23 protein-coding genes are annotated in these 24415 nt (G+C 66.1%); 8 read left to right on the forward strand and 15 right to left on the reverse strand.

The genetic code is table 11. The features are described from left to right. The first annotated feature begins 351 nt into the window (after positions 1-351). Complete coding sequence (locus LN450_RS17890) at positions 352-2004, forward strand: M28 family metallopeptidase (protein ID WP_011348909.1); 1653 nt, start codon at positions 352-354, stop codon at positions 2002-2004. Between the two features lie 336 nt (positions 2005-2340). On the opposite strand, the gene LN450_RS17895 is transcribed toward LN450_RS17890, so the two are convergent. After that, positions 2341-2814 (reverse strand): Rap1a/Tai family immunity protein, encoded by a 474-nt coding sequence (locus LN450_RS17895; RefSeq protein ID WP_039418373.1) that lies wholly within the window; start codon positions 2812-2814, stop codon positions 2341-2343. 31 nt (positions 2815-2845) lie between these two features. Here LN450_RS17895 and yedA point away from each other — a divergent pair, with 31 nt between their 5' ends. Together yedA and rarD are read left to right on the forward strand one after the other, a co-directional pair. After that, positions 2846-3790: a drug/metabolite exporter YedA gene (gene yedA / locus LN450_RS17900; protein ID WP_031424669.1), complete on the forward strand. Its 945-nt coding sequence runs from the start codon at positions 2846-2848 to the stop codon at positions 3788-3790. After that, the gene (gene rarD / locus LN450_RS17905; RefSeq protein ID WP_011348906.1) at positions 3787-4695 is read left to right on the forward strand and encodes an EamA family transporter RarD; all 909 of its coding nucleotides are present in this window, start codon (positions 3787-3789) and stop codon (positions 4693-4695) included. The genes yedA and rarD overlap by 4 nt, the downstream gene beginning before the upstream one ends. 76 nt (positions 4696-4771) lie before the next feature. Here the strand turns inward: rarD and LN450_RS17910 are convergent, their stop codons facing one another. The 5 genes from LN450_RS17910 to LN450_RS17930 form a co-directional block, all read right to left on the reverse strand. Beyond that, positions 4772-5887: an alpha/beta hydrolase family protein gene (locus LN450_RS17910; protein ID WP_014091326.1), complete on the reverse strand. Its 1116-nt coding sequence runs from the start codon at positions 5885-5887 to the stop codon at positions 4772-4774. A 167-nt stretch (positions 5888-6054) separates the two neighbouring features. Continuing rightward, positions 6055-7380, reverse strand: coding sequence for an ABC transporter permease (locus tag LN450_RS17915; protein ID WP_109298367.1), 1326 nt, complete (start codon positions 7378-7380; stop codon positions 6055-6057). 7 nt (positions 7381-7387) lie between these two features. Then, positions 7388-8548, reverse strand: coding sequence for an ABC transporter permease (locus LN450_RS17920; RefSeq protein ID WP_011348903.1), 1161 nt, complete (start codon positions 8546-8548; stop codon positions 7388-7390). Between the two features lie 12 nt (positions 8549-8560). Beyond that, on the reverse strand, positions 8561-9250 hold the full coding sequence (locus tag LN450_RS17925) for an ABC transporter ATP-binding protein (protein ID WP_005914341.1): 690 nt from the start codon (positions 9248-9250) through the stop codon (positions 8561-8563). 374 nt (positions 9251-9624) lie between these two features. After that, positions 9625-10869 carry an efflux RND transporter periplasmic adaptor subunit gene (locus tag LN450_RS17930; RefSeq protein ID WP_011348902.1) on the reverse strand — a complete coding sequence of 415 codons (1245 nt, stop codon included), beginning with the start codon at positions 10867-10869 and terminating at the stop codon, positions 9625-9627. A 450-nt stretch (positions 10870-11319) separates the two neighbouring features. Here LN450_RS17930 and LN450_RS17935 point away from each other — a divergent pair, with 450 nt between their 5' ends. The 3 genes from LN450_RS17935 (at position 11320) to LN450_RS17945 (ending at position 14198) form a co-directional block, all read left to right on the forward strand. Beyond that, positions 11320-12495, forward strand: a complete 1176-nt coding sequence (locus tag LN450_RS17935) for a sensor histidine kinase (protein ID WP_039418377.1) — start codon at positions 11320-11322, stop codon at positions 12493-12495. Between the two features lie 84 nt (positions 12496-12579). Continuing rightward, positions 12580-13182 (forward strand): response regulator transcription factor, encoded by a 603-nt coding sequence (locus LN450_RS17940; RefSeq protein ID WP_008574779.1) that lies wholly within the window; start codon positions 12580-12582, stop codon positions 13180-13182. Between the two features lie 227 nt (positions 13183-13409). Next, entirely contained in the window at positions 13410-14198 is a 789-nt protein-coding gene (locus LN450_RS17945; RefSeq protein ID WP_011348899.1) for a ThuA domain-containing protein, read from the forward strand. Positions 14199-14422: 224 nt separating this feature from the next. Here LN450_RS17945 and LN450_RS17950 read toward each other — a convergent pair whose 3' ends face one another. Together LN450_RS17950 and LN450_RS17955 are read right to left on the reverse strand one after the other, a co-directional pair. Next, positions 14423-14965: a cytochrome b gene (locus LN450_RS17950; RefSeq protein ID WP_011348898.1), complete on the reverse strand. Its 543-nt coding sequence runs from the start codon at positions 14963-14965 to the stop codon at positions 14423-14425. Further along, positions 14962-16053, reverse strand: coding sequence for a catalase family peroxidase (locus LN450_RS17955; RefSeq protein WP_011348897.1), 1092 nt, complete (start codon positions 16051-16053; stop codon positions 14962-14964). Before LN450_RS17955 ends, LN450_RS17950 begins: the two co-directional genes overlap by 4 nt. A 160-nt stretch (positions 16054-16213) precedes the next feature. On the opposite strand from LN450_RS17955, the gene LN450_RS17960 reads away from it, so the two are divergent. Together LN450_RS17960 and LN450_RS17965 are read left to right on the forward strand one after the other, a co-directional pair. Next, positions 16214-16729, forward strand: coding sequence for an RNA polymerase sigma factor (locus LN450_RS17960; protein WP_008574784.1), 516 nt, complete (start codon positions 16214-16216; stop codon positions 16727-16729). Continuing rightward, positions 16726-17478 (forward strand): anti-sigma factor family protein, encoded by a 753-nt coding sequence (locus LN450_RS17965; RefSeq protein WP_011348895.1) that lies wholly within the window; start codon positions 16726-16728, stop codon positions 17476-17478. The genes LN450_RS17960 and LN450_RS17965 overlap by 4 nt, the downstream gene beginning before the upstream one ends. A 55-nt stretch (positions 17479-17533) precedes the next feature. On the opposite strand, the gene LN450_RS17970 is transcribed toward LN450_RS17965, so the two are convergent. The 7 genes from LN450_RS17970 to LN450_RS18000 all read right to left on the reverse strand — a co-directional run bounded on the left by LN450_RS17970 (position 17534) and on the right by LN450_RS18000 (position 24272). Next, complete coding sequence (locus LN450_RS17970; protein ID WP_011348894.1) at positions 17534-18904, reverse strand: leucyl aminopeptidase family protein; 1371 nt, start codon at positions 18902-18904, stop codon at positions 17534-17536. Positions 18905-18945: 41 nt separating this feature from the next. Continuing rightward, entirely contained in the window at positions 18946-19683 is a 738-nt protein-coding gene (locus LN450_RS17975) for an HAD family hydrolase (protein ID WP_008574788.1), read from the reverse strand. 100 nt (positions 19684-19783) lie between these two features. After that, on the reverse strand, positions 19784-20890 hold the full coding sequence (locus LN450_RS17980) for an AI-2E family transporter (RefSeq protein ID WP_011348893.1): 1107 nt from the start codon (positions 20888-20890) through the stop codon (positions 19784-19786). A 597-nt stretch (positions 20891-21487) separates the two neighbouring features. Further along, complete coding sequence (locus LN450_RS17985) at positions 21488-21871, reverse strand: hypothetical protein (RefSeq protein WP_011348892.1); 384 nt, start codon at positions 21869-21871, stop codon at positions 21488-21490. Beyond that, positions 21868-22353 carry a phage holin family protein gene (locus LN450_RS17990; protein ID WP_008574791.1) on the reverse strand — a complete coding sequence of 162 codons (486 nt, stop codon included), beginning with the start codon at positions 22351-22353 and terminating at the stop codon, positions 21868-21870. The genes LN450_RS17985 and LN450_RS17990 overlap by 4 nt, the downstream gene beginning before the upstream one ends. A gap of 3 nt (positions 22354-22356) precedes the next feature. Next, complete coding sequence (locus LN450_RS17995; protein ID WP_008574792.1) at positions 22357-22719, reverse strand: hypothetical protein; 363 nt, start codon at positions 22717-22719, stop codon at positions 22357-22359. A gap of 116 nt (positions 22720-22835) precedes the next feature. After that, positions 22836-24272: a Do family serine endopeptidase gene (locus LN450_RS18000; RefSeq protein WP_005914355.1), complete on the reverse strand. Its 1437-nt coding sequence runs from the start codon at positions 24270-24272 to the stop codon at positions 22836-22838. Positions 24273-24415: the final 143 nt, after the last annotated feature.

Here is a 24415-nt window from a genome sequence, read left to right on the forward strand (position 1 = left end):
CGTCGTTCTGGTGCCGCTAAGGCCGGATCAGTCGGGTGCGCGGTGCCCTCACCGCTGGCGGGACACGCCGTAAACCCGTCCATGGGGGCGCGATGGCGGCCTCCATGCCGCCAACGGTCCCGCAATCGGTGAGGACACCGCACCAGAACGTTGGCTGGTGGTTTTGTTGAAAGCAGTGCACACCGACCATCTTGATGGCGCACGGGCAAGCGCCTTGCAGCCACACCGGAGATCATCCGCGCTTGGCCATGCATGCGATCGACTGCATTCTCGTGTCATTGCGCTCCGGTGTTGGTCGCACGCTTGTAAACTATGTGTCATCTACCGTTGCAAGGCCTCACCGTGAATCCGATGCGCATCCTGCTGTTGTCTGCCTGCCTGTTTGTAGGAGGTGTGGCGCAGGCCGCCAACGATCTGCCGGGCGGCGGCATCGATGCCGAGGCATTGTCGCGTCACGTGCGCTTGCTGGCGTCGGACGAATTCGAAGGGCGCGCGCCGGCCAGCGCCGGTGAGCAGCGCACGGTCGATTACCTGGTCGAGCAGTTCAAGGCGGCCGGCCTGGAGCCAGGCGGCGAGCAGGGCAGCTGGACCCAGGCCGTGCCGCTGGTGCGCGCGCAGGTGGATGGCCCGGTGCGCGCAAGCCTGCGCGTCGGGGGCAAGACCCAGGCGCTGGTCAATGGCAACGATGTGACCCTGCAAAGCCTGCGTCCGCAGCAGGCGGTCGCGTTGAAGAACGCGCCACTGGTCTTCGTCGGCTACGGCATCAGTGCGCCAGAGCGCCAATGGGACGACTACAAGGGCGTGGACCTGCGCGGCAAGATTGCGGTGGTGCTGATCAACGATGCCGATTTCGAATCGCCGCAGCCGGACGCATTCGACGGCAAGGCCGTGACCTATTACGGCCGATGGACCTACAAGTACGAAGAGGCGGCGCGGCGCGGTGCGGCCGGGGTATTGATCGTGCACGAGACGGCGCCGGCGGCGTATGGCTGGGCCACGGTGCAGAGTTCGGGCATGTCGCCGTTGTTCGACATCGAGCGCAGCGATGCCGATGCCCGCGCGCAGCACGTGCCGGTACGCGGCTGGATGCAGCGTGCATTGGCGGTGTCGTTGTTCAAGCAGGCCGGCCTGGATTTCGAACAGGCCAAGGCACGCGCGCAGCAGCGCGACTTCGCGCCCGTGGCACTGGGCGATGCGGCGTTGTCGGTGAATTTCAAGCTCAAGCGCGAGCGTGTGGTCACGCATAACGTGGTGGCCAAACTCACCGGCAGCCGGCATCCGGATGAGACGGTGATCTTCTCCGCGCACTGGGATGCATTCGGGATCGGCAAGGCCGATGCCGGTGGCGATACGATTCGACGCGGCGCCGTGGACAACGCCACCGGCGTGGCCAGCGTGCTGGAACTGGCGCGCGTGTTCGCAGCCGGCCCCAAGCCGCAGCGCACGTTGTACTTCATTGCGTTGACTGCCGAAGAAAAGGGCCTGCTCGGCGCCAATTACTACGCCGCGCATCCGCTGGCGCCGTTGGACAAGACCGTGGCCGTGCTCAACATGGAAATGTTCAGCCCCGATGGCCCGACCCGCGACATCGCCTCGTGGGGACGTGGGCGGGTGTCGCTGGAAGGCGATCTGGAAACCGCCGCCAAGGCGCGTGGTCGCAGCTATTCGCCGGATCCGAATCTGGAAGCAGGCTTCTTCTACCGCGCCGATCATTTCGCGTTCGCGCGCATGGGTGTGCCGGCGATCACCGCCGGCCCCGGCCTGGACATGCTCGACGGCGGCGTCGCGGCAGGCAAGGCACTGCGCGACAAGTATTTCGCCGATTGCTACCACCAGCCGTGCGATCGCTGGACCCCGCAATGGGATGCCAGCGGCCATGCCGCCGATACCACGCTGGTGTACGACGTGGGCGTGGCGCTGGCCAATGGCCGGCAGTGGCCGAGCTGGCAGGATGGCTCGGAATTCAAGGCGATCCGTGCCAAGAGCGATGCGGTGCGCAAGTAAGCGCGCAGGAGCGAGAGGGCGCCGTGCCCTCGAGAGAGGCCAAGCGCAGCGACCAAGACGACTGCGTTGATCGCCAGACGGGCGCAGCTGGATTCGATGCGGCCTGTGCGCTCGTACATTCGGGGTCCTGCACGCTGTCCATGCGCATCGGATGACTGAGCGCGACGCCAAGCGAACGCAGCCGCTGCCCGGTGGCCTGCATTTGCTTGTGCGTGTGCGGATCCCGCGCGCCGTCCAATCTCATCAGACGGCCGCTCGGGACGTTTGTCGTTGCTCGGTGCACAGGCTGGCGTTGTGATCAATGCCATCGCATTGAACGACTGCGTATAGGCGTGCCTACGGCTTGGCGGCGTTGGGTGAGTTGCCGCCGCCGGCACGCGTGCTCTTGTCGCCGCCGCTGCACGGATAGCGCTTTGCCAGCACCTGAACGATCAAGTCAGGTGCGGCTTGGTCCTGGCGTTTATCGGGCAGCGCGCCGATATCGGCGATGACCGCCTGCAGATCGGGCGAGCCGGTGCTGCCCGCCGGCATGCACCAGCCGGTGCGATAGCTGGCGCTGGCGACGCCGAGCAGATACGCACCGGCGCGGCTGGCCGAAACAAGCACCTTGAACTCGCGTTGCTCCGGCGCGGTGATTTCTGGCGCAAGCGATCCGTCCAGTCCGGCGTCGATCAGCTTGCGGCCGCTGAGTTCCCACGGCTCGGGGGCACGCGCCGATGCCGTGGCGGACGTTGCGAACAAGGCGGCCAGGGCCAGCCAGCGAAGAGGGTGCTGCATCTGCACGCTCGGATGCGGTGTGAAGTGCACCATAGCGCGACCGAGGTGCGGCGTGGGCTTTGGCATGTGCTCTAGAATCGAAGGTTCCGCTGCACTGCCTGGCACTGTTCCGATGTCTTCCTCTCACGATGCTGCCGCGCCTGCGCGCAGCGGGTTAGTCGTTCTCGCCTTGTTGCTGGTCTACGTGGTGTGGGGCTCGACCTATCTGGCGATCCGTTTTGCGCTGGAAGGTGGCGCGCAGCCGCTGACGATGGTGTCCGGCGCACGTTTCATCGTCGCCGGTAGCGTGCTCTACAGCGTGCTGCGCTGGCGCGGTGTGGCGGCGCCAACGCGCGCGCAGTGGAAGAACGTGGCGCTGATGGGTGCGGCGTTGCTGCTGCTCGGCAACGGCATGGTGGTGCTGGCCGAGCGCAGCGTGTCGTCCGGGCTGGCCGCCACGGCGGTGGCGTCGGTGCCGTTGTGGATGGCCTTGTTCGGCGCATTGCGCGGGCAGCATGCCAGCGGCGGCGAATGGCTGGGCATCGTGATCGGCTTTGTGGGCGTGGTGTGGCTCAACGCCGGCAGCAGCCTGACCGCGACGCCGGTTGGCCTGGTGTTGCTGCTGATCGCACCGATCGGCTGGGCATTCGGGTCGGTGTGGTCGCGCGGGCGCGATCTGCCTTCGCCGTTCATGACCGCTGCCGGGCAGATGGTGTGCGGCGGCGTGCTGCTGGTCAGTACCGGCCTGCTGATCGGCGAGCGCCCGCAGGTGTGGCCGAGCCCGCAAGGACTGCTGGCGGTGGCGTACCTGTGCGTGTTCGGCTCGATCGTGGCGTTTACCGCCTACGTGTGGCTGCTGCATCACGTGCGGCCTGCGCTCGCCGGTAGCTACGCCTACGTCAACCCGGTGATTGCGGTCAGCCTGGGTGCCTGGTTGGGCCATGAGCGCTTCAGCGCGCAGGACATCGGTGCGATGGCGGTGATTCTGGCCGGCGTGCTGGTGGTCACCTTCGCCAAGGCGCGGCGATGAGCGCGGTGTCGTCGCAGGAAGCACGCCGCGGGTTGTTGATCACCGCCTCCACCTTCGTGCTGTGGGGGCTGGTGCCGGTGTACTGGCATCTGCTCAAGGCGGTGCCGTCGCTGCAGATCATCGCCCACCGCATCGTGTGGAGCACGGTGCTGGTGGTGGCCTGGCTGCTGGCGAGCTCGGGCCTGCGTTGGTGGCGCAGCATCGCGGCGCAGCCCCGCGCGCTGGGCATGCTGGCCGGCAGCAGCGTGGCGATCGCGTTCAATTGGGGCCTGTACATCTGGGCGATCAACGCCGGGCATGTGATCGAGGCCAGCCTGGGATACTTCATCAACCCGCTGCTGAGCGTCTTGCTGGGCGTGCTGGTGTTGAAAGAGCGCCTGCGTCGCATCCAGTGGGTGGCGGTGGCCTGCGCGGCAGCGGGCGTGCTGTGGCTGACCATCGATGCCGGCGCGCCGCCGTGGATTGCGTTGGGGCTGGCGGTGTCCTTCGGTATTTACGGGCTGCTGCGCAAATTGGTGGCGGTGGATCCGGTGGCCGGGCTGGGCGTGGAAAGCGTGTACCTGTTCGTGCCGGCGTTGCTGCTGGCGGCGTGGGGCGAGCAGGGCCACGGTGGCGCGTTCCTGAGCGGCTGGAGCCTGCGGACCGACGCGATGCTGATCTTCGGTGGCGTGGTGACGGCGCTGCCGTTGATCGGTTTCGCCTACGGTGTGCGGCGCATTCCGCTGTCGTTGGTGGGCATCCTGCAATACATCGCGCCGAGCCTGCAGTTGCTGCTGGGCGTGTGGTTCTTCCACGAGCCGTTCGATCAGGGGCGCGCGATGGGCTTTGCCGCGATCTGGGTGGGTTTGCTGTTATTTGTCGGCGACAGCGTGGTGCGGTCGCGGCAGCCGGTGCTGACGCGCTAAGTCAGCCACCCTGCACGCAGTGCGTGTGGCATTCATCAGTGCGATTGCTTCGCGTCAGCGTGCGCGATTGCCGCGCTCAACTCTGCGGCATCGCCAGGGGGTTGGCTACGGCCAGCGTGGACGCGGGCAGCGCCTGCGGTGCAGGGCAATGGCTGGGGTCTTGGTGCACCTGTGCCAGCCATTGGTCGATCGGCCCGCCGAGCACGTCCAGCCGTAGCGGCAGGCTCAAATGGTTTTCGCCCGGCAGTTCGAGGTAATGCGCACGCGCGCTGGCCAGGGCCAGTGCGCGGCCGTGCGCCACCGGAATGTGTTGATCGGCATCGCCGTGCAACAGCAGCACGCAGCTGCGCGTGTCGGCCAGGGCGTGCGCGACATCGACACGGTCCAGGTCCAGCTTGAGCTGGGTGTCGGCCGCTGCAATCACCGCGTCGATATTCTGGTCGGCATAGCGCCAGCGTGCATACGCCGCCACCGCCCGCCCACGCCACCCGTGCGGCTGGCTGGCGAGCAGGTGCGGCACCATGTCGCGGATGCCGCGCCCGGCATTGGCGAAGGATTCCATCGCCACCACGCCGGTCACGCGCGGGCCGAGTTTGTCGGCCGTAAACAGCGCGGTGGCCGCGCCGTAGGAAATGCCGAACAGATACAGCGGCCCGCGGATTTCGCCGCGTGGTTGCAGGGCGTCGAGCACATCGATGACGTCGTCGGACTCGCGCGTGCCGTAGCCGGACGGCCCGCCGCCGGAATGACCATGGTTGCGCAGATCGATGGTGACCACGCGGTAGCCGGCCTGCGCAAGCTGCAGCGACCAGGGCAGCAGCGAGTCGCCATCCATCATCCAGCCGTGCAGCAGCACCACGGTGCCGCGCGGCGCCGGCGGTTTGGCAGTCGGTGCCTTGAAACTGAAATCCACATCCAGCGCATGCGCCGGGTCGCTGCGCTGCCCCGTGTAGCGATAGTGCATGGCGTACTGGCCGGGGTCGATCGCGCGCCAGAAGATCGGCACGCCATCGCGCGTCACCACATGCCCGCTGCGATTGGGCACCGTGGCGATGGTGGCGGCAATGCGTTCTTCGTCCAGCAGCGGCGAGGTGCCACCGGGCGCAACCAGGCGCTCGCTGAGCGAGGTCGAAGAAGAGGAGCAGCCGGCCAGCCACAGGCAGGCGCAGACCAGCAGAAGCAGGCGCGTCATGGCGATCGATCGATGCAGCAAACGGCCGAGCAGGCTACGGCCTGCCCGGCCGGCGCATCTACCGCATTGCGGTGACAGAACCATGACAGCCTGCAATACGTTCAGCCGCCGCCGCGTGCTTCGCCGCGGCTGTCACCATTGCCGATTCCCGGCGGACCAAGGCCCGCCTACACCTCACGCAGCGCCGTGGTAATCGGCAGACGCGCCGCACGCAGCGCGGGAAACAGTCCGCCCACCAGGCCGATGCCCAGCGCCCACTTCAGCCCGCTCCAGAGCAGCTCTGGCGAGACCTTGAACTGGAAGACCACCTGGCTGAAGTTACTGCCCAGCGTGGAGACGGTGTAGCCGTTGAACATCGCCCAGGCGATCGCGCCGCCCAGCAGCCCGCCCAGCAATGCCAGCAGCATGGTTTCCAGCATCAGCGCCATGATCACCGGCGTGCCGCGAAAGCCGATCGCACGCATGGTGGCGATCTCGCGCGCGCGCGTGGCCACCGCCGCATACATGGTGTTGAGCGCGCCGAATACCGCGCCCACTGCCATGATCGCCCCGATCACCGTGCCCAGGATGTTGATCAGCTTGTTCAGGCCGCCGCCCTGTTTGCCGTAGTAGGCGCGGGTGGTTTCCACATCCAGCTTGAGCCGCGGATCGGCAGCCATGGCGGTCTTGAACGCGCTGAAGCCTGCCTTGCCGTTGGTGCGCACGCTGATCGACTGATAGGCACTGCGGTTGTAGGTGGTGGCCAGCGTCTGCGCGTCGGTCCACAACTCCGAATCGTGCGCATCGCCGGAGGCGAACACGCCCACCACCGTCCACTGCTGGCTGCCAAGCGTGAGGGTCTTGCCCAGCTCCAGTCCGCGGAACTGGTTCAACGCGCCCTTGCCCACCACCATTTCGCGCAGGCCGGTGTTGAAGCGGCGGCCCTGCACGATCTTGACCTTGTCATGCACGGCCCAGGCCTGTTCGCCCACGCCACGCAGTTGTGCGTTGACGTCGGTGCCGTCGGCGCGGGAGGCGATGTTCACCACTTGCGACAATTCCGGCGACAGCATCGGGCGGCCATTGGCATCGGCCGCAATGCCGGGCAGGCTGCCGATCAGCGGCACCAGGTCGCGGGTGATCACCGAGTTGGTCTCCGCCTGCGAACCGCCGCGCAGGACGATCGCGGTGGTGTCGTCGCCGGTGCTGTTGAGCGTGGCCTGAAAGCCCTGGCCCATTGCCAGCATCGCCACCAGCACGCCGACCACGCCGGCAATGCCGACCACGATCACCGAGCTGGACCCCCAGCGCTGCGGCAGCGTGGCGATGCCGATGCGTGCGGCCGCCAGCGAGAGCCTGCCGCTGCGTGTGGCCACCAGCCACACCGCCAGCAATCCACCGATCGGCAGCAGCACCATCCACGGCAGTGCGATCCAGGCCGCCAGCCCAATTGCCAGCAGCACGACCGACAGCGCGTTGACCCCACGATCTTTCCATTTGCGTTGCATGTGCATGCTCCTGTCAGCGGCCGGCGAGTGCATCGACGATCTTCAAGCGCTGCGCGCGTAATGCCGGCAGCACACCCACCACGATGCCGATGCCGGCCATCAGCCCGACCGCGACAAGCCAGGTCTGCAGCGGCACGGTCTGGGTCGGCATCAGGCCGCCGCTGCGCGCTGCAACCGCCGGGATCACCAGCGCCGCCAGCCCCATGCCGATCAGCCCGCCCAGGCCGATCAGCAACATCGACTCCACCATCACCAGGCTCAGCACGGTGCGGTCCTGAAAGCCCAGCGTCTTGAGCGTGGCCAGCTCCGGAATCCGCTCGCGCACGGCCTGTGCCATGGTGTTGTCGGTCAGCAGCAGCAAGGTGAAAAACACCGCGGCCATGATCGAGGTGACGATCAAGCCGATATCGGCAAACTGCTTGACGAAGGCTTGCTGAAATGCCGATTCGGTCTGCGACTTGGTTTCATGGTCGGAGTTGGCCGACAACGCATCGATGGCCTGCGCCACGCGCGATGCCTGGTCGGCGTTGCGCAGCGTCACCGTGTACCAACTCACCCTGCTTTTGATGTAGTCGTTGGACTCGTCGAAGTACTTCCAGTTCATCATCAACTGGCGTTCCTGGTTGGCGGCCACGGTGCGGTCTTTCATGCGGAAGATGCCGACCAGTTGCAGCGGCCAGTCGTTGCTGCCGCCGCGCGGAAAGATGGTGGCCTGCAGCGGAATGGTGTCGCCGATCTTCCAGCCATTTTCCTTGGCCAGGCTTTCGCCGACCACCGCGCCGGTGCGCGTGGTCTGGAAGGCCTTGAGCTGGTCCTTGGGCAACTGATATTCGCTGTAGACGTCGAAGAAATTGGGCGCCACCGAAAAATTCGGAAAGAAGTTCTTCGGGTCGCGATAGATGCCGCCGAACCACATCGCCGAGGTCACGTCGCGCACGCCCGGCACGCTGCGGATCTGGTTTTCCAGATTGATCGGCAACGATTGGGTGATCGACAGACGCGAGGCCACCACCAGCCGGTCCACGCCGCTGACGCTGCCGCCGGAGGTGAAGGCCACGCGCACCGAATCGAGCATGCCGAACAACAAGAACGCCGCCACCACCGAGAGCAAGGTCAGCAAGGTTCGGGTCTTGCTGCGGAACAATTGGGCCCACACCAACGCGAGATACTTCATGGCAGCGCTCCCTTACAGTGCAAGCGGCGCATCGGCCAGCTCGCCCTTGTCCAGATGGATGGTGTGGGTGGCGTATTCGGCAGCCTTGGGGTCGTGGGTGACCATCACGATGGTCTTGCCATGTTCGCGATTGAGTTCCTGCAGCAGGCGCAGGATTTCTTCGGCGTTGTGGCGGTCCAGATCGCCGGTGGGCTCGTCGCAGATCAGGAAAGTAGGGTCGGAGACAATTGCGCGCGCAATCGCCACGCGTTGCTGCTGGCCGCCGGACAATTCGCTGGGCTTGTGGTTGCGACGCTCCTGCAGGCCGACCAGGGTCAATGCGATCTCGGCATTGCGCTTGCGTTGGGCGGCATTGAGCGAGGTGAGCAGCAATGGCAGCTCCACATTCTTTTGCGCGGTGAGCATCGGCATCAGGTTGTAGAACTGGAATACGAAGCCGACGTGGTGGCTGCGCCAGGTCGCCAGCTGGCCGCCGCTCATGCGGTCGATGCGCTCGCCTTCGATCTCGATCTCGCCACCGCTGGGGTTGTCCAGCCCGCCGATCAGATTGAGCAAGGTAGTCTTGCCCGATCCGGAGGGGCCCATCAATGCCACGAAGTCGCCGCTGGCGATCTCCAGATCGATGCCGTGCAGCACCTGCACCTGCTCGGGGCCGCGTTGGTAGGTCTTGGTGATGTTGCGCAAACTGACGAGAGCGGACATGGCAACTCCTGGCGGTGCGATGGAAGAGGTGACAGCAGTGCGCAGAGCGACTGCGGATGTGGTGCGGCACTGCAGTAACACGAGGAACTGAAATGCGATGAAGCGATGGGGCGAGTGCAGGCAAGGCATCGACTGCTGTGGCGACACCTGTGCGGCGCACGCTGCCGATGCCTGAAACGTGCCTGCGACGACAACGGTTGAGATATTGACGAACATCGCAACTGCAGATACGCAAGCACAGCCGATACCGCGTTACTGGATTTCACCGGCGTTCCCTCGCAGCGCGATGCAGGCGCCTGCGTCGTTGCCGTTTCCATCAACGCGCTTTCCGTATTCCCCTGAGTGGTGACCGCCTGCGCTGTGTTGGTTGTGCGTTACTCGGCAGCGTCCGGCGCTGCTTCGGTCACCTTGTCGCCATCGTTCAAGGTTTGCGGCGGATTGAGTACCACGCTGTCGCCTGCGGCCAGGCCGGAGAGCACCTGCCTGTCTTCGCCCATCACCATGCCAGTGGTGACGGCATGCGCGCTGACGGTGTTGTGCTCGCCGACCACGAACGCGACCGTGCGCGTGTCGCGCTCCACCAGTGCGGCGGCCGGGACGCGCACGCCCTGCGGCTTGGCTGCTTGCTGCGGTTTGGCCTGCTCCAGAAAGCTGACCCGGACACCCATCTCCGGCACGATGCGCGGGTCCTTGACCTTGAGCGCCACGCGCACTTTCACCGTGGCCTTGCCGCGGTCGGCGGTGGGGATGATGGCGATGACCTCGCCTGGAATCTTCCATTCCGGGTAGGCGTTGAGCACCGCTTCCACCGGCATCTTGGGTTGCACGCGGCCGATGTAGGACTCGCCCACTTCCACCTCGATTTCCAGCGATTCCATGTCCACGATGGTGCCGATACCGGTACGGGTGAATCCGCCGCCGGCCGACAACGGCGAGACGATTTCGCCCGGCTGCGCTGCCTTGGCGGTCACCACGCCGGCAAACGGCGCGCGCACCACGTTGAAGTCAGAGCGGATACCGGCAATGGCCAGTTGGTCGGAAGCGACCTGCACATTGCGCTGCGCGTTCTGCAGCTGGGCGCGCAAGGCATCGCGCTGCGCAATGGCCTGGTCGTATTGCGAGCGCGACACCAGCTGCGCACCCACCAACGACTGCAGGCGCGTGGCATCGGCGTTGGCTACCGCCAGTTGCGCCTGCATGTTGTCGACCTGGCTGCGTGCGGCCGACAACTGCGAGGCCGACAAGCTGCGCTGCGCATCGGCATCGAGCGGGTCGAGTGTGGCCATCACCTGGCCCTGTTCGACGCGCATGCCTTCTTCGATCATCACCTCGCGCACCTTGCCGGTGACTTGCGCCGACACCGTGGCCATGCGTCGTGCCACCACATAGCCGGAGGCGTCCAGCACCGATGCGCTGCTGCTGCCGGCGCTGATCGCCACCACCGGCGCGGTCTGCACCTGCACCACCGGGCGGCGCGTGAACCACCACGCGGCGGCGGCCAGCACGATGACGAGGATCACTGCGGCGAGGATCCAGCCGGTACGGCGGGCGGGCGGCGGCGTGGCAGGGCGCTGGCGGTCGATGCGGAGTTGCTTGAGCAGATCGGCGGAAGTGTTCATCGATGACCAGGACGGAAGGCTGCGCGAAATGTGACGGTCTACAGGCGATGCCGCAAGCTGCCGGAAGTCACCAACTGCGGTGCGGCGACGAACGGTCGATGCGCCGATGCCACCGCCAGATGGTGCGCAGCATGCAGTCAGCGCGGCGCGCTCACCAGTGACAGCTGTCATCTGCACACCATGACACCGGCAACTGGTGCACCAGCGCTGCGGCAGGCCATGCTGGCGGCTCCTCCGGCAATCCGCTAACGGCATGCTTTCCTTTGCATTTGCAGACTGCACGTATCTGGCTTGCGCTTGCGCAGGCCAATCGCAACCCCGGTGGGCGATCGCATCGCAGCAAGCACCGGGAGCATGCATGAGGCCGCTCACCCGTATCGTCCTGCACGCAGCCGCACGCAGGCGGGCCCGGCAGTGGCAGAATCCGCTCATCCACACGGACCTTCGCTGATGCGCCCCCGGTTTCCCGCATGGCTTCGCCCCGCCGCCAGTTCGCAGGTTGCCGCGCGGCTGGCGCAGGGCCAATCGCCGTGGATGGACAGCGTGCACCTGCTGTGGTCGGCCTGGGTATTCGTGGTGCCGGTGTTTTCTGCGCGGGGCTACGACAGGACCTGGCTGTTGTGCACGCTGCTCTCGTATCCGGTTTTCCTGCTGCTGTACGCACGCATGTTGCTGGCGCCACGCGGCACCTTGTATCGCTACGCCTGGGCGATGGCGGTGATGAGTGCCGCCTTGTTGCCGGTGTATTCGTCGGGCATCAGCTACTTCATCTTTGCCTGCCTGAGCTTGCGTCCCTCCACGCGGCCTGGGTTGTGGCGGCACTTTGCGATGTTGCTGCTGATGAATGCGTTGTACCTGAGCTGGGCGCACTGGCTCGGGTTGAGCATGCAGGCGCTGGTGTGGATGCCGGTGACGGTGCTGGGCATGGCCGCCGTGGGCGCGGTGTACAGCATCAACGAACGCAAGGACGCGTTGCTGCGCTTGTCGCAGGACGAAGTTCGTCGTCTGGCGGCCACTGCCGAACGCGAGCGCATCGGCCGCGACCTGCACGATCTGCTTGGCCATACCTTGTCGCTGGTGGCGCTCAAATCCGATCTGGCTGCGCGCCTGATCGAGCGCGACCCGCAGGCCGCACGCAACGAGATCGACGCGGTGGCGCAGGTCTCGCGCGAGGCGTTGGCGCAGGTACGACGCGCGGTCACCGGCATCCGTGCTGCCGGCCTGGTTGCCGAACTGGCATCGGCGCGGGTGCTGCTGGACCTGGACGGCATTGCGCTGGAGCAACAGCTGGAGCCGCTGGCCTTGCCGCCCGAGCACGAAACCGCGCTTGCGCTGGTGGTGCGCGAGGCGGCCACCAATGTGCAGCGCCACGCGCAGGCAAGACGCGTGCGTGTGCAACTGCGCGCGCACGGCGATCAGGCCGTGCTGGAGATCACCGACGACGGCCGCGGCGGCGTGATCGTGCCGGGCAACGGCCTGGACGGCATGCGCGCACGCCTGCACGGCCTGGGTGGCGCGCTGGATGTGCAGGCCTTGCCGCGCGGCATGCGATTGCGCGCCAGTGTGCCGTTGCCGCGGCCTGCGGTTGTCCCCGCAACGCCGCCGGTGATGCCGCAGCCGCTCTAACGCGCCGTGGTTGCGCTGCCAAGTGCACGGCATGCGTCGGCGCTGTTATCGTGCGCAACCGTTGCATGCATGCGAGCGCGACCGATGATCCGGGTGTTGTTGGCGGAAGACCAAGCCTTGCTGCGTGGCGCGCTGGTGGCCTTGCTCGGACTGGAGGACGATATTGCGGTGGTCGGCAGCGCCGGCGATGGCGAAAGCGCGTGGCGCGAACTGCAGCGCCTGCAGCCGGACGTGCTGGTCACCGATATCGAGATGCCTGGCCTGACCGGGCTGGAACTGGCGCAGCGGATCCAGCGCCAGGCGTTGCCGGTACGGGTCATGATCGTCACCACGTTCGCGCGTCCGGGATTTTTGCGCCGTGCCCTGGATGCCGGCGTGGCCGGGTATCTGCTCAAGGATGCGCCGGCCGAACAGCTGGTCGATGCGTTGCGGCAGGTGCACCGCGGCGGGCGGGTGATCGACCCGCAGCTGGCCCTCGATGCGTGGGTGGAAGCAGACCCCTTGAGCGAACGCGAACGGACTGTGCTGCGGCTGGCCGGCGAAGGCCGCTCCGCCAGCGAGATCGCCCAGCAGTTGCAGCTCTCGCACGGCACGGTGCGCAATTACCTGTCCGAATGCATCGGCAAACTGGGCGTGGCCAATCGCATCGAAGCCTACCGCCTGGCGCGGCAGAAGGGCTGGTTGTAGTGCAGCCAGTCGATGGTTTGCGTGCGCGGGAAGCTGACGTTTTCGGGGTGCGGGATTGCATGCAGGTGCGCCGCGCCTAATCGACGCGAGCGCACCACAAAGCCGCCATCGACGACGGTGCATCGGTTGCTTCATCCGCCAATCTGCAGCTATTCCAAACGCGTGCGAAGGCATGCGATTTGCACCCAGGTACACTGCACAGCATCGAAAAACACGGCGAGCGATGCATGAAATCTCTGTGGCTTTCGGGCCTGCTGTGGATATGCGCCTTCAACGCGTCCGCCGAGCAATTCAAGATATTGGTGGCTGCCATTCCCAACCAGTATCACCACGACTATATCCCCGTGGCCAAGCCGCAATTCGAAGCGATGGCGCGCAAGCATTATGTCCAGATGGTGTGGGCGTGGAATGCCAAGGCGTTCGATGGCGACCTGTCGCAATACGCGGCCATCGTGTTGCTCAATACGCCGGCCACCGATCTCGACCCAGCGCAGCGGGCCAACTTCCAAAAATACGTGCGTAACGGCGGCGGCGTGGTCGCGGTGCACAAGGCCTTTGCGATCAAGCGCGGTGAATGGGAGTGGTACGACCACATGATCGGCCGCTCGTTCCGCACCCATCCGTACATGCAAACGGCGATGGTGGATGTGGCCGACGCCAATTTCCCGGCCACTGCCGGCCTGCCCAAGCGCTGGGTATGGAGCGACGAATGGTACGAATACGATCCGCCCTACAGCGACGACTTGGTCACGCTACTCACCGTCGACGAACGCAGTTATGACCCCACCTTGATCTGGCCAGGGCAGGTCGCCAAGGGCATGGGCCAGCAGCACCCGGTGGCGTGGTACCACCACTTCGAAGGTGGCCGCATCTTCGCCACTGCGCTGGGCCATCTGGCCGAAGCCTACAACGACCCACGCTATCTGGAACACTTGTACGGTGGGATCTATTGGGCGGCCACCGGCAAGGGCATCGAATCATCTGCGCCAGCGGCCAGAACAAAACGCCAGCGTTAGGCACCAGCCCTTCTCCCAGGCGGGAGAGGGGTGGGTAAGGCGACGGGCGAGGCCAGCCGCGTGGGCCTACTTCAATCGGCTGCGCCCGCATCCTCGTCCGCCCCTGCGGGGCACCTCCTTCCCCATGAAGGGCAGACGATGTCCCAGGGAGAAGGAACTGCGTGCTGCCACTGTGTGCCGATCATCTGCCAAGCCGCGTCAGCCCACCATCAACTGCGACCCCATCACCGCGCAGACTGCTCTCCACGCGCCATGCTGGAAAACACCCCGTCGCGGCGTACCCAGGCGTGAAACAACGCCGCGCTCAGATGCCCCAGCACGGTGGCAAATAACAGATACGCCAGCCAGCCATGCGCGCTGCGCAGCCAGGCATACAGTGCAGGATCGTGCGGTGCGATCGCCGGCAGGTTCGCGCCTGGCCACAGCACGATCGGGTAGGCGCCGGCCGACAGCATCGCCCAGCCGATCAACGGCATGCCCAGCATCAATGCATACAGCAGCCAATGCGAGGCAATCGCGGCAGCCCTTTGCCATGCCGGCAGATCGGCCGGCAGCGGCGGCGGGCGATGGCGCAAGCGGTTGATCAGGCGCAGCACCGCCAGGATCAGAATCGCGATGCCCAGCGGGCGATGTAGATCGATCAACCACGGCCGCTGCGTCACCGAGGCCACCATGCCCACGCCGACGAACAGCATGGTCAGGATCATCGCGGCCATCAGCCAGTGCAGCACGCGCGCTGGCAGATTGAAGTGGGTACGGCGGCTCATTGGCGTGCTCCCTGGCCGGTGGCGGCGCTGCCCGTGCCGTTGGCGATCTCGCGCTCGCGGCGGTTGAACGATTGCGAATACACCGACGAGCGCGCTGCCAGAATCGGGTCATTCGATGCGGCAAGGCCCTTGGGCAAAATCAACGGGTCGTAATTGAGATCGCGACACGGGCCGGTGGCCTGCGGCTGCGCACGCTCGATCGAGAGCGTGCCGGCCACGATCTGCTTGCGGCGTTCCGGCCACGGTTGCGACGGGTCGTCCACCGCATCGCCGGGCTCGGCGATGGTCAGCACCATGTCCCAACGCAGCGGCCCGTGCGCCAGCCGCGCGTCCAGGTCGGTGGCGAGAAAATCGCCATCGGCCTGCTTGCGTTGCGCGGCGCTCAGTTCCTTGAATGGCGTATGCGGGCGCATCGACCAGCGGATGTAGCGTTCGCGTCCGTCGGCGGCAATCGCGCGGAACGCATTGACGCCGTTGTATTGCGTATTGGCCCAGCTGTCCGACCACGGCGCAGTCTTGGCCCACTGCTGGAACTTGGCCGCTTCCGGATACTGCTTGCCGAACGCCGCCAGTTTTTCGGGGTCCGGCTTGCCGGTGGCCGGGTCTGGCTTGGAGGCCACGTTGAGCGCCTGAAAGCCGGCCGGCGTGGCGACCACGAAGAACGGGAAGCTGTTCATCGCCGTGCGCCATTCCTGCCCATCGTCGCTGCGCAACAGCAGCGCCATGCTGCGTACGCGCGCCTGCCCGTCCGGCCCGTGCGGGTCGCCGCCGCCGATCGACATGCGCCCCAGCACCGGCGTGCTGGGCTGGCTGAAGATGCGTGCCGACGACAGCCAGGTGGCCTTGCCGCTGGACTGGAATTGCCCGCTCACGCACACCCCTTTGGTATGCGCGCGGCGAAAGCCCGGATGCGGCGGCCCGCTGGATTCGATGGTGTCGGTCATGCGCGCGGCAGTGAGCCGGTCGCCACCGATCCAGCCGGCCGTCCAGGCAAACGCAAGCGCAACGCCGCCGGCAATGGCGGCAATCCCCAACAATGGCAGCACGGGGCGGCGCGCGCGCGGGGGCGAGGGAGGTGGCAACGTCATGGCTGGCTCCGGTGGTCGATACTGTGAGTGGTTGATACGAGTGAGACGACATGCGAGCCGCGTTATTCCCTCGTCCACCAACGACGGTGGCACGCACCGATCGCGGGAATAATCCACGCTCCAGTGCGTCTACCGTGTGATGCCACCACCACGCCCGCCAATGGATGCTCTGGACGATGACCAACTGCGCGCCGTGCTGCCGGCGCTGCGCCGCTTTGCGCGCTCGCTGAGCGGCGAGCCCGCCAGCGCCGACGATCTGGTGCAAGCCACACTGGAGCGCGCGCTGCGGCGGTGGCACACCCGGCATACCGCCGAAGCCCTGCAGCCCTGGCTGTTCGCCATCCTGTACCGGCAGTTTCTGGATGGGCAGCGGCGTGCCGCGCGCTGGCAGCGGGTCGTGGGCCTGTTCGCGCCGCAGCAGCCCAGCCAATCCGCGTCCGCTGAGCAGGTGCACGACGGCCGTGCCATGCTGGCCAGCCTTGCATCATTGCCGGCCGAACAACGCGCGTTGTTGCTCTTGGTCAGCGTGGACGGTTTCAGTTATCGCGAAGTGGCCGATACCCTCGGCATCCCGATCGGCACCGTGATGTCGCGCCTGTCGCGTGCGCGCGAACGCCTGCGTGCCGTGAACGAAGGCCAGGTGAATCACGCACCTGCATTGAGGATCCTGAAATGACCACCATACCGCCCGACGAACACGCGCTGCACGCCTACGTCGATGGCCGCCTGACGCCGGAGCAACATGCAGCAGTGGCAGCCTGGCTGCAGGCACATCCCGCTCAGGCCGCGCGCGTGGCGGCCTGGAAGCGCGATGCCGAAGCGCTGCGTGCCGCACACGCCGGCCTGATGGCGGAGACTGGCGCCGTAGCCTTCACGCCTGCGGCGATTCGCCGTGGCTTGCAACAGCGCCGTCGTGCCGCGTTTGCCGTGGCCGCCAGTTGCGTGCTGGCACTTGGCCTGGGTACCGGGCTGGGCTGGCAGCTGCATGCGAGCCGGATCGCCAGCCAACGCGTGCCGATGGCCGATGCAGTGGCCGCCTACCGCCTGTTCGCCGATGCCGACGCGCATCGGGGCGTTGGGTTGGACGTGCAGCGCCGCGCCGAGTTGGAACCGTGGTTGCGCACGCATTTCGGCAACGCAGGCGCGGTGCCGGATCTGCGTGCGCAGGGGTATACGTTGCGCGGTGGGCAATTGCTGTCCACACCGGAAGGCGCGGCCGCGATGCTGGTCTACAGCGATGCCGACGGCGCACGCATTGGCCTGTATCTGCGTCCACGCAGCGGCCCGATGCCGACCGGCGAGCGCCGCGATGGCCGGCTGTTGGCGCAGTACTGGGCCGAAGGCGACACCGCATTCGCGCTGGTCGGCCCCGCGACGCAGACACGCATGCGCACGATCGCGCCGTTGTTGCGTCGCCAGGGCTGACCAGCGCAGCGCAAGCGTTGTGCTGGCCTCAGCCTGATTGCAGCGCTGCCCGCGCTCAGCCGCCGTAGCGTTGTTGCAGCATGGCGAACGCCGAGCGCAGTGCCAGCGCTTCGCCGCCGGCGGGGCGGCCGGGGCGGTCGCTGTCATTCCAGGCGTAGACGTCCAGATGCGCCCACGGCCGGCCGGGTGCCACGAAGCGTTCCAGATACAGCGCGGCGGTGACGGCGCCGGCCATGCGCGAGCCGGCGTTGGCCATGTCGGCTACATGGCTGTTGAGATAACGCAGGTATGGGCGCCATAGCGGCATGCGCCACACCGGGTCGCGGGTCTGTTCGCCGGCACTGATCCAGGCCTGCGCCAGCGCATCGTCGTTGGCAAAGAGCGCCGGCAGGTCCGGGCCCAGCGCGATGCGTGCCGCGCCGGTAAGCGTGGCGAAATCCAGGATCAGATCCGGGTGCTGCTCGGTGGCATAGCTCAGCGCATCGCACAGCACCAGGCGGCCTTCGGCATCGGTGTTGTCCACTTCCACCGTCACGCCGGCGCGGGTGGTGATCACTTCACCAGGGCGGAATGCATCCGGGCCCACCGCGTTCTCCACTGCCGCAATCAGCAGCGTCAGCCGCACCGGCAACTGCTGCGCCATTACCAGACCGGCCAGCGCCAACGCATGCGCCGCGCCGCCCATGTCCTTTTTCATGTTGCGCATGCCATCGGCCGGCTTCAGATCCAGCCCGCCGGTGTCAAAGCACACACCTTTGCCGACCAGCACCAGATGCGGATGCGCCGTGTCACCCCACTGCAACTGGATCAGTCGCGGCGCGCGATGCGAGGCGCGCCCCACGGCATGGATGGTGGGGAAGTTCTGCGCCAGCAACGCGTCGCCGACGATCGCATCGACTTGTGCGCCATGCGCCTGTCCCAGCGTGCGTGTGGCCTCTTCCAGATGCTGCGGGCCCATGTCTTCGGTGGGCGTGTTGACCCAGTCGCGCACGCGCAGGCACGCCTCGATCAGTGCATGCGTATGTGCCGAGGGCGTTGCAGCCAGTTCGGCCGGCGCGCGCGGCACCTTGCGATAACGTGAAAAGCGATAAGTGCCCAATCCCCAGCCCAGATGCAGCAATGCCTGCTCGGCATCGCTCAGCGGGTTGGCCAGCGTCCAGCGGCTGGCCGGCGGTAGGGCCATCGGCGCATGCGCGTAGGCGTAGGCATCGGCCCGGTCACCGATCCCCAGGACCGCGCCGGCCAGCCCGTTGTCGCCCGGCAACAACAGCACGCTGCCCGGCGCGGCATCGAAACGCTGTGCCTGCGCCCACGACAGCACACCGGTGGGCTGCTCCGCGCACCAGCGCGTAAAGTTCTCGCGGTCGAGCACATACAGCGGCAAGGCTGCGGCATGGGGATCGGTGAAACCGGTGAGGTGCGACATGGAAATCCTCGAGTGCAGCGCCGTGCGCCGCGCAGAGTGGCTCAGGCGGGAAGGGTGATGCCGGCGTTCATCGGGCCTGGATGCGGCTGCTGCGCGTCCAGCCAATCGGCCAGCCCGGTCATGCTGTCGAATTCCAGATCCGGCTGCTGGGTGGGATGCGACCACACCGCGCCCTCGCGATTGATCCAGCAGGCGCGCAGGCCGGCATCCAGCGCGCCCAGCACGTCCATGCGCACGTGGTCACCCACATGCAGCACTTCCGAAGGCGGCACCTCGAGCCGGGCACAGGCGGCCAGGAAGATGCTCGGGTCGGGCTTTGCGCTGCCGTGTTCGCGCGAGCCCAGTTGAAACGCAAAGTGGTGCATCAGCCCGATGCGCTGCAAATCGGCATTGCCGTTGCTGAGCGCGGCCACCGGCACATGGGCGGCAATGCGCGCCAGCGCGTCGAGCGCATCCGGGTAGCATTCCACCTGGTTACGCGCCGCATAGAACACCTCGTAGGCCGGCTCCAGCAACGCCAGATCGCCGCCGCTCTCGCGCAACGCCATTTCCAACGTCAATCGGCGCAGCGCGCTGAGGTCGTGATGCAGGTGCGGGTTGTCGGCAAAGCTGCGCTCACGCAACTGGCGCATCGCCTCCACCGGAAAGCGCTCGGCAGTCACCGGGCTGTGCTCGCGCATCCAGTCGTACAGCACCTGATCGATCCGCGCCCCGATCGGCGCAAAGGGCCACAACGTATCGTCGAGGTCGAGGGTGATGGCGCGGATGTGGAAGCTCATCGCACGATTGTAATGCCGGGAATGGAGAGTCGGGAATCGAGAATGGGCAGAGCACCGCCTCTGCGCTTGCGATTCCCAACTCCCGATTCCCCATTCGCGGCTACTCAAGCAACCGCGCCCAGCGCTGCATCCCGTCCACCCGGCTCAGCACCATCTTGATGCAGACCAGCAACGGCACCGCCAGCAGCAGGCCGACCATGCCCCACAGCCAGCCGAACAGCATCAGCGCCAGGATCAGCATCAGCGGCGAGATCGCCATGCGTCGGCCCAGCACGATCGGCGTCACCACCTGGCCTTCGATCGTGTGCAGGGCCAGGTACAGGATCGCCGGCAGCAGCGAGGACAAGGTGGTGCGAAATTCCACAAAACCCATCAGCAGCATCAGCATCACGCCGATCAACGGGCCGACATACGGTGCGAAATTCAGCAATGCGACCACCGTTCCCCACAGGATCGCTTCGGGCAGCGGAATCTGCAGCACAGACAAAATGCCGGCAAATACCAGCCCGACCAGGGTGTTGATCACGCTGATGGTGAGCACGTAGCGCGAGACCTCGCGCTCGATGTCCAGCATGATCTCGGTGGTGAACCGTTGCTGCTGCCGGTTCGGTAGCAAGGCGATCGCATGCCGTTGCAGGCTTTCGCCATACACCATGAAGAAGAACGTCAGCAGCACCACCGCCAGCACCGAAGCCGCCAGCTTGGGCGTGCGGACCAGCGCCTTGTAAGGGTCGTCCATCTGCGTGCGAACGATCTGCACGCCGCGCTGGCCTTCGCCACCGGCCGCGCGTGCAAAGTTTTCCGCTGCCTGGTTGGCTTGCATCACCGGCTTGGTGAGATCGCGCACATCGCGCGCAATCTGGCGCATCTGCCGTGGTGCCTGTTGCACCCATTCGTCGGCAGGGCCGGCCAATTGCGTGGCCAACGTGACGGTGCCGGCCAGGCCTAGGCACAGGATGAGCAAGGCGCCGAGAAACCGCGGGATGTACAGCTTGCGCAGACCCCGCAGGATGGGGTTGCCGATCAGCGCGAAAAACGCGGCCAGCATGATCGGCAGGATGATCGTCTGCGCTGCCCAGAGGGTGTAACCAACAGCGAGCGTGGCCAGCACCACCAGCGAGGCCGGCGCGCGCGGGCGGGGCGCCGGTGCGGGCGGAAGCGAATCTGCCGCGGTGACGGCATCCGGTGAGTCGACGGGAAGAGACATGCGCGCCCTGGCAGCAGACTGGCGTGCTGCCAGCGGTGCGCCATTATCGGCGCAATGCGTCAACGGCGCGCACAGAGCCTGTGGGCAGGATGTCAGCGAACCAACGCTAGTCTGGCGAACTCGGCAGCAGCGCCCCTGTGCAGGTCGCGGGGCGTAGAGTCGGTTGTCGAAGTGGGATTGCCAGTGACCGCAGGATCCTGCCGCATGCTACTGACTGCGACAGCACGCATGCCGTGCGGAATTGGTGGTCAGGCGTCAGCGCTCTGGGCGAGGAAAGGACCATTCGTCGCACGATTCCCGCATTTCAGCGCTGATATCCGTCAGCCTTCGCAGCGAGCAGTTATCCAGCGGAAATAGACAGCGCGGATGCCAGCATTGCGGGCCCGTCGTGCAGCGGTCTTTCAAGCATTTACCAAGCGCACTACGCGCGGACTGCATGCAGCGCCGGGATCAGAACGCAGCGCCAGGACCAAACATGACCATGTGGCGGTGGCACCTCTTCAAAGCGGCACTGGTATGTTGATGCCTTGCACAGGCAATCCGCTGCTGTCGACGGCGGCCTGGCAAAGCCCTAGCCGCCGTGAATACCGTCCGCGCTCAGGCGGCGCGGTCGGCCGGGACCTGCACCACGGTCACCGGCGGGTCGGCTGCAACTTCCTCGGCATTGTCTGCCGCACGTTCGGCCTGCTCGGAAGCCTCCTGCGCACGGTGTGCAGTGAACAACGCAGAGATGGTACTGATCATCTGCAGAAGCTTGGGAATACCGCCAAGCTTGCTGGCGATGCTGCCCAATGCCGCTTGCGGTTCGTTGCGGCCGGTAACGAAGCCGAGCCCGAAGCCCACCGTTACGATCCGCAGTGGCGACCACCCGGCACGCCAGGTCTGGCGGAGTTCGCTCCAGTGCAGACGCGTTTCTTGCGCGCGTCCTTCGACCAGAAACTCGGCGCGTTCGACGCGTTGACGCAAGGTTCCAAACTTCATGGGCGTGCTCCACTGGCAGAGGTTGCCGCATCATCGTCCTTGCTCGGGTCATCGAAAATTCCCAGCTTGATGAGCTGACGGCGCGTTGCATTCATGCCGGTGTGGTCGAAGTAGAAAAACACGCGCCATGCCGCGATGCCGGTCACCAACAGACTCGCCAACGCAGTGAAAAACATCGCCTGGAACCACGACAGCCCGGCACGTTGCAGCAGGGCGATGATGGCACCGGCCAGCAGCAACCACGACGAGGCACCGAACACCACGGCTACGCAGGCCCAGGCCAGGCCACGCCCGAATGCGCTGCGTGCCAGTTGCAGATCGGCCGACACCAGCCGGCGCAAGGCGCGGCTGGTGTCCTTGGCCGAGCCCAGCGCTGCACGGCCGGCTGCGCCGACCGCACGTACGCTTTCGTCCAGTCCTGGCGTCTGCGCGCTTGCGTCTGGCGCGTCGGTTCCGGCAGCGGGAGAGGCCTGATCGCTCACGACTTAGTTGTCGTTGCTGCGTGCCAGCTTGGCGATGACCCAGCCAGCGGCGAAGGCAACGCCGAAGGCAGCCAGCGGACGCTCGCGAATCAGATCGGTGGCGCTTTCCAGCAGATCGTTGCCCTTGGCAACCAGGACATCCATCTGCTCCTTGGCAGCGGCACCGCCGAACTCGGCAGCGGCCATGCCGGCCAGCGCGGTGTCGGACAGCTCGGCCTTGACGTTGGCGCGACCGAGCTTGAGCTCATCGCCAGCGGCGCTGGTGGCGCCCCTGACCGCTTCGCCAGCGGCGCTCGCTGCCGACTTCAGGTGGGTGCCGGCTTCGCTCAGGTTTTCCTTCAGCTGATCGGTATTGGTGGGGCTCATGCGATATCTCCTTCGGTCATTGATGGCAGCCGCCACTCACGTGCGGTCGAGCGGTAGCAATAGCATCGGGGGGGTGTAGGAGGCGTTAGTGGAAGCAACGCCCGGTACACATCGCGTCAACGCATCAGCGCGTCGTACTGCGCGTTGCCACGCAGGATGCGCACGACAAGCTGCTGCGGTTTACGCTGGAAATTGGCCCGCCAGCTGGCAAGGTCGGCGAACTCGCCCACGCTGCTGGCCACGATCACATCGCCAGCGACCAGGCCGTTGGCGGCAGCGCGACCGCCGCGTTTGACCTCGCTCACCATCACCCCGGTGATGCCTGACTGACGCAGCGATTCGGGGAGATCGACGAAGGTCGCGCCGGTCAGGCGCGGGTCCAGCATGTCGCCGGTGACGGCGCGGTCCTGCTCTTTCAGCGTGGCCTTGAGCTTGAGCGGCTTGCCATCGCGACGGATGTCCAGGGTCACCGCACTGCCAACCGCCTGCAGGCCTTCGTAATTGTGGAGCGCCTCGGCGCTGTCCACGCGCTGGTCGTTGGCCGCTACCACGACATCGCCCGGTTGCACGCCTGCCGCCGCCGCTGCGGAGCCCGGCAACACCCGTGTCACCAAGGCGCCGCGCAATGAATCCACGCCAAGGCCCTGCAACATTTGCTGGGTGAGGTTCTGGGTTTCCAGGCCGAGCGTGCCGCGCACCACCACGCCCTTGGTCACCAATTGCTCGACGACATTGCGCGCCAGGTTGGACGGAATCGCCAGCCCAAGGCCGATATTGCCGGCCATGCTGCCCTGTGGATTGAAGCTGGCGGTATTGATGCCCACCAACTGGCCTTGCAGGTTGACCAGCGCGCCGCCCGAGTTGCCGGGGTTGATCGAGGCGTCGGTCTGGATGAAGTTCTGATAGCCCAAGCCGCGAATTCCGCTACGCCCTACCGCCGAGACGATGCCGGAGGTGACGGTCTGGGTGAAGCCGAACGGGTTGCCGATGGCCACCACGAAATCGCCCACGCGTAGCGCGTTGCTGTCGGCCAGTTTGATATCGGTGAGGTTGTCGGCCTTGATGCGGATCAGCGCAATATCGGTATCGGCATCGGAGCCGATGAACTCGGCCTTGACCGTGCGTCCGTCGCCGAGCGTCACCTGCACGTCGTCGGCGTTTTCGATGACGTGGTGATTGGTCAGTACGTACCCTTTTTGCGCATCGATGATCACGCCCGAACCCAGCGATTCGTTGATGCGGTCCTGCGGCACCTGCGGAAACAGCCGGCGCAGGATCGGGTCATTGAAGAACGGATTGCGGACGCGCACCACCTGTTTGGTGTTCACGCTCACCACCGCGGGCATGGCCTGCTGCAGCATCGGCGCCAGCGATGGCACTGGCTGGCCGGCCACCGCAGCCGGCAATGCGGCGGCCGTTGGCAGGGTAAAGGCGGCGTTGCTGGGGGGCGTGGCTTCGGCGCGATTGTCCAGCCAGGCGTTGATGCCGGTGGCGGCAAATCCGCCGAAGGCAGCGGCCAGCGAAAGAGTCAGCAGGGTAGGCAGCGGTCGCATGGAACGGATTCCGGGTTACGCGGTGGATGAGGAATAGGGCGTCTGACTGCGTAAATCAAGCTGAACGAGAGTGCCTGCGCGCAATTTAACTGCCGGTGAAAGTGCCGCACATCCCTTGCCCTGATTGCGTTGACAGCCCGACG

Origin of the sequence: Xanthomonas euvesicatoria pv. euvesicatoria (assembly GCF_020880415.1) — a bacterium.
In the GTDB taxonomy this organism is placed as follows: domain Bacteria; phylum Pseudomonadota; class Gammaproteobacteria; order Xanthomonadales; family Xanthomonadaceae; genus Xanthomonas; species Xanthomonas euvesicatoria.

What these genes read in the sequence shown, in the direction of transcription:
- LN450_RS17970 (WP_011348894.1), bottom strand. Translation starts at nt 18,904, where the DNA reads ATGTCGCACCTCACCGGTTTCACCGATCCCCATGCCGCAGCCTTGCCG.
- LN450_RS17955 (WP_011348897.1), bottom strand. Translation starts at nt 16,053, where the DNA reads ATGACGTTGCCACCTCCCTCGCCCCCGCGCGCGCGCCGCCCCGTGCTG.
- LN450_RS17995 (WP_008574792.1), bottom strand. Translation starts at nt 22,719, where the DNA reads ATGAGCCCCACCAATACCGATCAGCTGAAGGAAAACCTGAGCGAAGCC.
- LN450_RS17920 (WP_011348903.1), bottom strand. Translation starts at nt 8,548, where the DNA reads ATGAAGTATCTCGCGTTGGTGTGGGCCCAATTGTTCCGCAGCAAGACC.
- LN450_RS17985 (WP_011348892.1), bottom strand. Translation starts at nt 21,871, where the DNA reads ATGAAGTTTGGAACCTTGCGTCAACGCGTCGAACGCGCCGAGTTTCTG.
- LN450_RS17925 (WP_005914341.1), bottom strand. Translation starts at nt 9,250, where the DNA reads ATGTCCGCTCTCGTCAGTTTGCGCAACATCACCAAGACCTACCAACGC.
- LN450_RS18000 (WP_005914355.1), bottom strand. Translation starts at nt 24,272, where the DNA reads ATGCGACCGCTGCCTACCCTGCTGACTCTTTCGCTGGCCGCTGCCTTC.
- LN450_RS17940 (WP_008574779.1), top strand. Translation starts at nt 12,580, where the DNA reads ATGATCCGGGTGTTGTTGGCGGAAGACCAAGCCTTGCTGCGTGGCGCG.
- LN450_RS17980 (WP_011348893.1), bottom strand. Translation starts at nt 20,890, where the DNA reads ATGTCTCTTCCCGTCGACTCACCGGATGCCGTCACCGCGGCAGATTCG.
- LN450_RS17915 (WP_109298367.1), bottom strand. Translation starts at nt 7,380, where the DNA reads ATGCACATGCAACGCAAATGGAAAGATCGTGGGGTCAACGCGCTGTCG.
- LN450_RS17930 (WP_011348902.1), bottom strand. Translation starts at nt 10,869, where the DNA reads ATGAACACTTCCGCCGATCTGCTCAAGCAACTCCGCATCGACCGCCAG.
- LN450_RS17960 (WP_008574784.1), top strand. Translation starts at nt 16,214, where the DNA reads ATGGATGCTCTGGACGATGACCAACTGCGCGCCGTGCTGCCGGCGCTG.
- LN450_RS17975 (WP_008574788.1), bottom strand. Translation starts at nt 19,683, where the DNA reads ATGAGCTTCCACATCCGCGCCATCACCCTCGACCTCGACGATACGTTG.
- LN450_RS17895 (WP_039418373.1), bottom strand. Translation starts at nt 2,814, where the DNA reads ATGGTGCACTTCACACCGCATCCGAGCGTGCAGATGCAGCACCCTCTT.
- yedA (WP_031424669.1), top strand. Translation starts at nt 2,846, where the DNA reads ATGTGCTCTAGAATCGAAGGTTCCGCTGCACTGCCTGGCACTGTTCCG.
- LN450_RS17950 (WP_011348898.1), bottom strand. Translation starts at nt 14,965, where the DNA reads ATGAGCCGCCGTACCCACTTCAATCTGCCAGCGCGCGTGCTGCACTGG.
- LN450_RS17945 (WP_011348899.1), top strand. Translation starts at nt 13,410, where the DNA reads ATGAAATCTCTGTGGCTTTCGGGCCTGCTGTGGATATGCGCCTTCAAC.
- LN450_RS17890 (WP_011348909.1), top strand. Translation starts at nt 352, where the DNA reads ATGCGCATCCTGCTGTTGTCTGCCTGCCTGTTTGTAGGAGGTGTGGCG.
- LN450_RS17910 (WP_014091326.1), bottom strand. Translation starts at nt 5,887, where the DNA reads ATGACGCGCCTGCTTCTGCTGGTCTGCGCCTGCCTGTGGCTGGCCGGC.
- rarD (WP_011348906.1), top strand. Translation starts at nt 3,787, where the DNA reads ATGAGCGCGGTGTCGTCGCAGGAAGCACGCCGCGGGTTGTTGATCACC.
- LN450_RS17935 (WP_039418377.1), top strand. Translation starts at nt 11,320, where the DNA reads ATGCGCCCCCGGTTTCCCGCATGGCTTCGCCCCGCCGCCAGTTCGCAG.
- LN450_RS17965 (WP_011348895.1), top strand. Translation starts at nt 16,726, where the DNA reads ATGACCACCATACCGCCCGACGAACACGCGCTGCACGCCTACGTCGAT.